Here is a 7351-nt window from a genome sequence, read left to right as displayed (position 1 = left end):
ATGGAAGGCAATATCATTTTTTTGTAATTTTACTTCTAAATCTAAAGGCAAAACTAATTGGTTCATGTTATAATCTTTAAACATAAGGACCCTTCTTTCTGTTGAAATTTGGTATGGTAACTTTATTTTATCAGAAGTGGTCCTTATTTTTATTAAAAATAATCAAAGCCGGTGAAATTTTACTCGTCGTAAAATTTCACCGGCTTTTTTCATCTAAGAGGTGGTTTTGTCCCAGCCCCACATTAATCAAGAATCTTTTTCAATTCTGACTCTAGCATCTCATAATTCACCTTTCCTCTTATCGGAATAACAATTCGGCCCTCTTCATCTAAAATGTAAGTGACAGGAATAGATCTCACTTGATATAAGGTTTCTATTACACCCCTTTGATTGGACGTATCAATTGGTTGATCTAAAAAGTTAGGAAATGAGATATTGTATTCTTCAATAAATTGTTTAATGACCTCTTCACTACTCTCGAATGTCGCCATATTCATCCCTAGCACTTGAACGCCCTGATCTTTATATTCTTCAGACAACTTAATCAAGTCAGGCATCTCATCTCGACAAGGTGGACACCAAGAAGCCCATAGGTTTAGTACAACGATTTGCCCATGAAATGATGATAATGACTTTTCCTCATCTGTTCCCCATACAGGTAATGTGAAATCTGGTGCATACATTCCTTGTTGCAAACCAATTTCGCCATTTGGGATAGATGACGTCTTCATTTGATTTATATCATTAACTTGCTCTCTCCCACCACTTGTGAACTGAAACCCACCGTCAGATAGATTTTCAACAAATACATATACAATAAATACAAAAGCAACTAGTGCTATAGAAAAACTAACAATACGATTTTTTGACACGAACGTTCCTCCTTAAATAGTAGTCTAATCAATTCCTCCAAAAGTTAAATAAAACTTAAAGTGAACCAAAAACCAATAGCAAAAAACGCTATAGATAACGATATAGAAAAGAATACATAAATACATGCTTTTTTTATTTTTCCATCTCTTAACAATTGCATACTTTCTACACTAAATGTAGAAAAAGTAGTAAAGGCACCAAAAAAACCGAGGCCTACTAATAAAAATAGCGGTTCTTCATAAATATCAGGGTTAACACTTTTTGAAAAAAGAACTCCTAAAAATAACCCAAGACCAACTGAACCAATAATGTTTACAAATAACATTGCGATCGGAATAGGTGGATGAGGAAATCTTTTCATTAAAATTAATCCTAGCGCATAACGGAGCATAGCTCCAACAGCACCACCTAGCATTACTAATGTTGAGTTCATTACATTTCACCTTCTTTTTTAGTGTTTCTATAGTACAAACTTATATGTTCCCCAAGAATAAATCCTAAAAATGCAAGTGCTACCCCACCAAAAATTGAGGTACCCATATATAAGATCACTAAAAATGGTGAAGAGTGAATAAATAGGCTATATATATCTGCAGCTAAAGTAGACATTGTTGTAAACCCACCGCAAAAACCTACACCCAAACCTGTTTTTACAATATCGCTTAATTTCATATTTACAATCCATCCAGTTAAAAATCCTAATAACAAGCTACCAACTAAATTCTCTAATAATGTGCCTAATGGAAATAGTAGTGATACAGTTTGAATGTTAATTGTGTAGCGAAACACGGTCCCTATAGCTCCCCCACATCCAATAGCAAGAAAGGTCAGTATTTGTATTTTTTTCATAACACCACTCTTTTCTAATTTCTTTTTAAACGAAAGTATAATGAAAGTTTTAATGAGTTTCAAAGATATGTAATAATATTATCTTTATACTTTACTATTAAATTTTCTCTTTATAAAATCTATCACATTTGCTAGAATTAGTAACAGTTATTTTGTTACTAATTAATTGGAAGGAGACACTTATGTCTATCATTGAAGCTATCATTTTTGGAATTGTACAAGGCTTAACAGAGTTTTTGCCGATATCTAGTACAGCTCATATTGTTATTACCCAACTTATTTTAGGAACACCATTTCCTGGTTTAACATTTGAAATTTATTTACACATCGCATCAGTGTTTGCAGTTATGATTTACTTCAGAAAAGATTTAATCGAGGTTATTATCGGCTTCTTTAGCTATTTTAAGACAAGATCAAAGAAAAATCGAATTCAATTTTTCTTTGGAATTTATATTCTTATAGCAACAGTAATCACTGGGGTTTTAGGTATGCTTCTAAAAGATTTTGTAGGAGATTCAATGAAAACTCCACCTTATATAGCAGGTGCTTTAATCGTTACTGGATTAGGATTAATTTTCATAGAAAGAGTTCACCAGTACGGAGCACGTACTGAAAAAGATATGAACTTTTTTGATGCCATTGTCGTAGGGTTAGGGCAAACATTGGCTGTATTACCTGGAATTTCTCGTTCAGGTGCCACATTAATCACTGCGCTTTTAGTAGGTCTAGAACGAGATACAGCTGTACGTTATTCATTTTTACTTGTTATTCCAGTCATTTTAGGATCCACTGTACTAGCAGTAGGTGATGTTAGTAGTGAAATATTTGCCGCAATTGGCACACCTGCTTTAATTGTCTCATTCATTACTACTTTTATCTTTTCTTGGATAGGAATTGTTTGGCTGATTGATTTCTTAAAAAGAAGTAAACTAATTTATTTTGCTATCTACTGTTTTGCTGCTGCAATTTTTGTTTACTTTTTCCTTGATGCTACAACAATTATCGATATTTAATAACCTAAAGGAAGAGAGGCTAACTTTTACGTCAGCCTCTCTTTTTTAATGAATTTTTCGTAAAAGGATTTTTCAATAGCCTTGCTATCAAGATCTACTCCAATTAATATCAAGCAAGGTTCTGTATTTAAATCTTCTTTTACTCTCATCATATTCAACTGATTAGATGAATATTGGAACTGAAATAGCCCCGCAGTTTCTGTTAAATTTACAATACCTTTTCCTCGAACCATTGTTTTCGGTAATTTTTTTAACCACTTTTCAAAATCGATCCGATCAATCGGTCGGTTTATATCAATTTTAATAGCTTGAAATGAATGGTTATGGTGAACTTTTGCATGTTGATCACAAGTGTGATTATGATTACAACCGCATTTTCTTGAACTTAGAAGATTCATTTTATCATGAGATCGATGAATTTGAACCCGTTTTTCCAACATTTCTTGAATATTCACTTCTCCATAGCTAGTTTCTATAACTGGTGTGTTCCCTTTTTTAAGTTCTTCTACTTTTCTTCTAGTCTTATCAGTATACTTATGATTTATTAAATCCATTTTATTTAAAATAATAAATGAACTTATAGAAATTTGTGATTTTAATATACTACGCACTTCTCTCGTGCTAGAAAAAATACTTTGGTACTCCAAATACTTACTTCCATCTATTACATTAATTACCGAAAACAAATCAATCTTATCTATTAACAGCGGATCTGTAAGGGCATCTACTATTTCTATCGGATTAGCTATACCTGTCCCCTCTATTAAAATAATATCAGGTACAGCATTATCACTTAAACTAGTAATAAAAGTGTGTAATTCCTTAGTAAAGTCACTTTGTATCGAACAACAAATACATCCGTTAAGCATTTCTAATACGTGATCATCCTTAAACAAATGTTCCTCAACATTTGTTTCCCCTATTTCATTAATAACAATAGCAGGTTTTAATTTATTTTCTCTACAATAATTAAGTAAATGCTGTAAAACTGTTGTTTTACCACTACCAAGAAACCCTGTGATAATATAAGTAGGAACTCTTTTCTTCATAGTCTCCTCCGTAAATAAAAGTTAACTTTAACTTAGCATACGAAGGCAAAAAACTCAAATAGGAATGATTACTATTTAACTACCATCCTCTATTAACTATAGGAATAAAAAGGTTTGTCATGTACTTATTGTTTTATGGTAAACTATTAAAACGAATGTAAAATGTTTGAGTTTTATTGATATAGCTCTCTTACATAATTTATTAACTAAGGAGTACATCATTATGAACGTTAAAGAGTCTATGACAGCCCTAGTAAAAGATTTACTCGGTGTAGCTTTATTACTAGTGTTTTTACTCTTATTTTTTAACATTGAGAGAATTAAAGATACGACTACCTTGCCAGATAGTCTAGTAAATGTAAATACTATTTTTATTAGTATTATAATTGAGGCTTTTCCATTTATTTTGTTAGGGGTATTTGTTTCTGCATTAATTCAAATATATGTCTCTGAGGATACTATCCAAAAATATCTACCTAAAAATGCAATAGCAGCACTTTTTCCTGCGGCTGTTCTCGGTGCAATTTTTCCAATATGCGAGTGTGCAATTGTTCCTGTTGTAAGAAGGCTAATAAAAAAAGGAATGCCACTACATGTTGGTGTCGTATTCCTAGTAGGGGCTCCTATCCTAAATCCTGTAGTATTTGCTTCAACTTATTATGCATTTCGAAATAATCCAAGTGTATTATATTCCAGGATGGGATTAGCTTTCATTCTCGCTATCATTATTGGAGCAGTTATTTACTTTTTATTCAGAAAAAATAATGACCAATTAAAATGGAGTAAAGAAGAATTACTAGGTAAACAAGTTTCAAATGTTATTACACCAACGAAAAAAACTAATCGCATTAAACAAACAATGTATCACGCTGCCGATGAATTTTTTATGATGGGAAAATATTTAATTGCTGGAGCCTTTATCGCAGCTCTATTTCAAACGTTTTTAGATAGAAGTATTTTACAAGCACTAGGTTCAAATGAATATTCGTCAACATTTGTTATGATGGCTTTTGCATACGTATTATCTTTATGCTCTGAAGCAGATGCCTTCGTTGCAGCATCCTTTTCCAATAACTTTACGACTAGTTCCATTATTGCCTTCCTAGTTTATGGACCGATGATAGATTTAAAAAATACGATTATGCTTCTAGCATTCTTCAAAATTAAATTTGTTTTGGCATTTATAACTACTGTAACTGTATTTGTTTTCGGATCAGTATTATTATTACACTTTTTTATTTTATAATATTCTTATAGAGAGGGGCTAAAAGCCAATGAACGACAAAGGTGATTTGGGGTTTCATGCGTATATTCGAGGAATTATCCTCTTCGGTTTTGCCCTACTAATTTTAGGATACATTATCACTGACAATATGAAGTACTATATTGCACCTAAAATGATGCCTTTTATTTATTTTTCTCTTGTTGTGTTTTTCCTTTTAGGAATTATTCAAATTTTTAGAAGTACAAAAAGAGGAAAATCAGAAGAAGAAATTGATTGTGATTGTGGGTTAGACCATCAAATATCCGGACCACGTTGGGTAAGATTACTTGTTTATTCTATTTTTATTTTACCACTATTGATGGGGTTTACGATTCCAGACCAAGCATTAAACAGCTCTGTCGCAGCAAATAGGGGCATTATTTATGGATCAGGTATTAACTTAGCCAATCCAACAACAAACATTGAAGACGGTCAATCTAGTACACCTAGAACTGATCAATTTCTAAATGATCCTGAAGGTTATCTAGCAAGTATAGAAGATTATGAAACAATTGATGAAATTGAGCATTACCAAATCGAGGATTTTTACGACGAAGAATGGTTCAATGAGTACTATGATAACTTATTAACTGATTTACATGGTGAGACGGTTATAAAAGTTACTGATAAAAATTATTTAGATGTTATGACTTTACTTGATTTGCATTTAGAAAACTTCATTGGAAAAGAATTAGAAATTATGGGGTTTGTGTTCAGAGAACAAGATTTTGAAGATAATCAACTTGTAGTAGCTAGATTTTCTATGACATGTTGTACTGCTGATGCCGGGGTGTATGGTACGTTAGTCGAAACCGAAGAAGCTTACCTTTATCCAAATGATACATGGGTAAGAGTAAGAGGAACTATTAATAAAACTGAGTATCATGGATATGAACTACCTGTCATTATGTTAAGGGAAATAACTATCATAGATGAACCAGATTCACCTTATGTTTACCCAAGTTTCCGATGAAAACCTATGGATAAAATGAATTACGCAAAGCGCCTGGAGCTCGTGACCAAGGCGCTTGCGCTTTTCTTGCTATTCTACTGGTCTTGTAGCAGTAACGCAACTTCATTAACGTCTTTATCACCACGACCTGAAATATTCACGATTATAATTTGGTCTTCCTTAAGCTTTGGAGCAATCTTAATTACATATGCAATAGCGTGAGCACTTTCTAAAGCTGGGATAATTCCCTCAGTACGCGCTAACTCCTGAAAAGCTTCTAACACTTCCTCTTTTGATACCGCATAATATTCGGCACGACCACTTACTTTTAAGTGACTATGTTCAGGACCGATACCTGGGTAATCAAGGCCTGCAGAAATAGAATGTGTAGGTAACGGATTACCTTCTTCATCTTGCAGAACTAAACATTTGAAACCGTGTAAAACACCAGGTGTACCCTTCGTTAAACTCGCTGCTTCCTTAGGTTCTACACCAACTAACCGAACTGATTTTTCCGGAATATATTCACTGAATGCACCAATGGCATTGCTACCACCACCAGCACATGCTACAACCATATCTGGTAGTCTACCTTCTTTTTCTAAAATTTGACGTTTTGACTCTTTACTAATTATAGCTTGGAAATGTCTAACAATAGATGGGTAAGGATGTGGACCAACAGCCGAACCTAATAAATAAAACGTATTCTCATAATTTTCAATCAAATCATTTAATGCCTCATCAACGGCATCTTTTAGTCGACCTTGACCTTTATGAACTGCAACGACTTTTGCTCCTAAAAGTTCCATACGAAAGACGTTTAGAGCTTGCCTTCTTGTGTCTTCTGCGCCCATATAAATGATACATTCCATACCAAGCATTGCGCATGCAGTTGCTGTTGCTACACCATGTTGCCCCGCTCCAGTTTCGGCAATAATGCGATGTGCTCCCATCCTCTTGGCAAGAAGAATCTGCCCAATGACATTATTAATCTTATGAGCACCTGTATGATTTAAATCCTCACGTTTTAAATAAATCTTTGCTCCACCTAATTTTTGAGTTAAACGCTGAGCAAAAGTTAGCGGGTTTTCTCTACCAACATATTCTTTCATATAATAAAGATATTCTTTATTAAATTCTGGTTCATCTTTGTATGCTTCAAAGGCTTCTTCTAAACGATCTAATACTGGCTGAAGTTGTGGAGGAACAAAGCTTCCACCAAATTCACCAAAATATCCCTTTTCACTCTTCTCAACTTTTACCGTCTCAACTTTACTCATCTCTTCTCATCCCTTCATCTAATAAACTAACTTCATATTATCAATCAATTCTGAAAAATTCAATGTTGTTT

At 33.3% G+C, this 7351-nt stretch carries 8 protein-coding genes; 3 read left to right on the top strand and 5 right to left on the bottom strand.

Annotated elements, in window-relative coordinates:
- Positions 1 to 242 precede the first annotated feature (242 nt).
- From BKP45_RS09965 to BKP45_RS09955, 3 genes are read right to left on the bottom strand one after another with little or no spacing between them, the layout of a single operon-like run.
- Positions 243 to 872: a TlpA family protein disulfide reductase gene (locus BKP45_RS09965; protein WP_071389540.1), complete on the bottom strand. Its 630-nt coding sequence runs from the start codon at positions 870 to 872 to the stop codon at positions 243 to 245.
- A gap of 44 nt (positions 873 to 916) precedes the next feature.
- Positions 917 to 1306 (bottom strand): fluoride efflux transporter CrcB, encoded by a 390-nt coding sequence (crcB, locus tag BKP45_RS09960; RefSeq protein ID WP_071389539.1) that lies wholly within the window; start codon positions 1304 to 1306, stop codon positions 917 to 919.
- Positions 1306 to 1722, bottom strand: a complete 417-nt coding sequence (locus BKP45_RS09955; RefSeq protein WP_071389538.1) for a fluoride efflux transporter FluC — start codon at positions 1720 to 1722, stop codon at positions 1306 to 1308. Before BKP45_RS09955 ends, crcB begins: the two co-directional genes overlap by 1 nt.
- A 182-nt stretch (positions 1723 to 1904) precedes the next feature.
- On the opposite strand from BKP45_RS09955, the gene uppP reads away from it, so the two are divergent.
- Positions 1905 to 2735: an undecaprenyl-diphosphatase UppP gene (gene uppP, locus BKP45_RS09950; RefSeq protein ID WP_071389537.1), complete on the top strand. Its 831-nt coding sequence runs from the start codon at positions 1905 to 1907 to the stop codon at positions 2733 to 2735.
- A 26-nt stretch (positions 2736 to 2761) separates the two neighbouring features.
- On the opposite strand, the gene BKP45_RS09945 is transcribed toward uppP, so the two are convergent.
- The gene (locus BKP45_RS09945) at positions 2762 to 3784 is read right to left on the bottom strand and encodes a CobW family GTP-binding protein (RefSeq protein WP_071389536.1); all 1023 of its coding nucleotides are present in this window, start codon (positions 3782 to 3784) and stop codon (positions 2762 to 2764) included.
- A 223-nt stretch (positions 3785 to 4007) separates the two neighbouring features.
- Between BKP45_RS09945 and BKP45_RS09940 the strand changes: the two genes are divergently transcribed.
- Both BKP45_RS09940 and BKP45_RS09935 read left to right on the top strand, forming a co-directional pair.
- Positions 4008 to 5030: a permease gene (locus BKP45_RS09940; RefSeq protein WP_071389535.1), complete on the top strand. Its 1023-nt coding sequence runs from the start codon at positions 4008 to 4010 to the stop codon at positions 5028 to 5030.
- 28 nt (positions 5031 to 5058) lie between these two features.
- A complete protein-coding gene (locus BKP45_RS09935) occupies positions 5059 to 6021 on the top strand; it encodes a TIGR03943 family putative permease subunit (protein ID WP_071389534.1) in 963 nt (320 codons plus the stop codon).
- A gap of 74 nt (positions 6022 to 6095) precedes the next feature.
- Here the strand turns inward: BKP45_RS09935 and trpB are convergent, their stop codons facing one another.
- Positions 6096 to 7280: a tryptophan synthase subunit beta gene (gene trpB / locus BKP45_RS09930; RefSeq protein ID WP_071389533.1), complete on the bottom strand. Its 1185-nt coding sequence runs from the start codon at positions 7278 to 7280 to the stop codon at positions 6096 to 6098.
- Between the last annotated feature and the right edge of the window lie 71 nt (positions 7281 to 7351).

This window comes from Anaerobacillus alkalidiazotrophicus (assembly GCF_001866055.1).
Note: the sequence above shows the minus strand (reverse complement) of the source record. Positions and strands in the feature narration are given on the sequence as shown.

Excerpts from the sequence above, each read along its gene's own strand:
- crcB (WP_071389539.1), bottom strand. The coding sequence starts at position 1,306 with ATGAACTCAACATTAGTAATGCTAGGTGGTGCTGTTGGAGCTATGCTC.
- BKP45_RS09955 (WP_071389538.1), bottom strand. The coding sequence starts at position 1,722 with ATGAAAAAAATACAAATACTGACCTTTCTTGCTATTGGATGTGGGGGA.
- uppP (WP_071389537.1), top strand. The coding sequence starts at position 1,905 with ATGTCTATCATTGAAGCTATCATTTTTGGAATTGTACAAGGCTTAACA.
- BKP45_RS09945 (WP_071389536.1), bottom strand. The coding sequence starts at position 3,784 with ATGAAGAAAAGAGTTCCTACTTATATTATCACAGGGTTTCTTGGTAGT.
- BKP45_RS09940 (WP_071389535.1), top strand. The coding sequence starts at position 4,008 with ATGAACGTTAAAGAGTCTATGACAGCCCTAGTAAAAGATTTACTCGGT.
- BKP45_RS09935 (WP_071389534.1), top strand. The coding sequence starts at position 5,059 with ATGAACGACAAAGGTGATTTGGGGTTTCATGCGTATATTCGAGGAATT.
- trpB (WP_071389533.1), bottom strand. The coding sequence starts at position 7,280 with ATGAGTAAAGTTGAGACGGTAAAAGTTGAGAAGAGTGAAAAGGGATAT.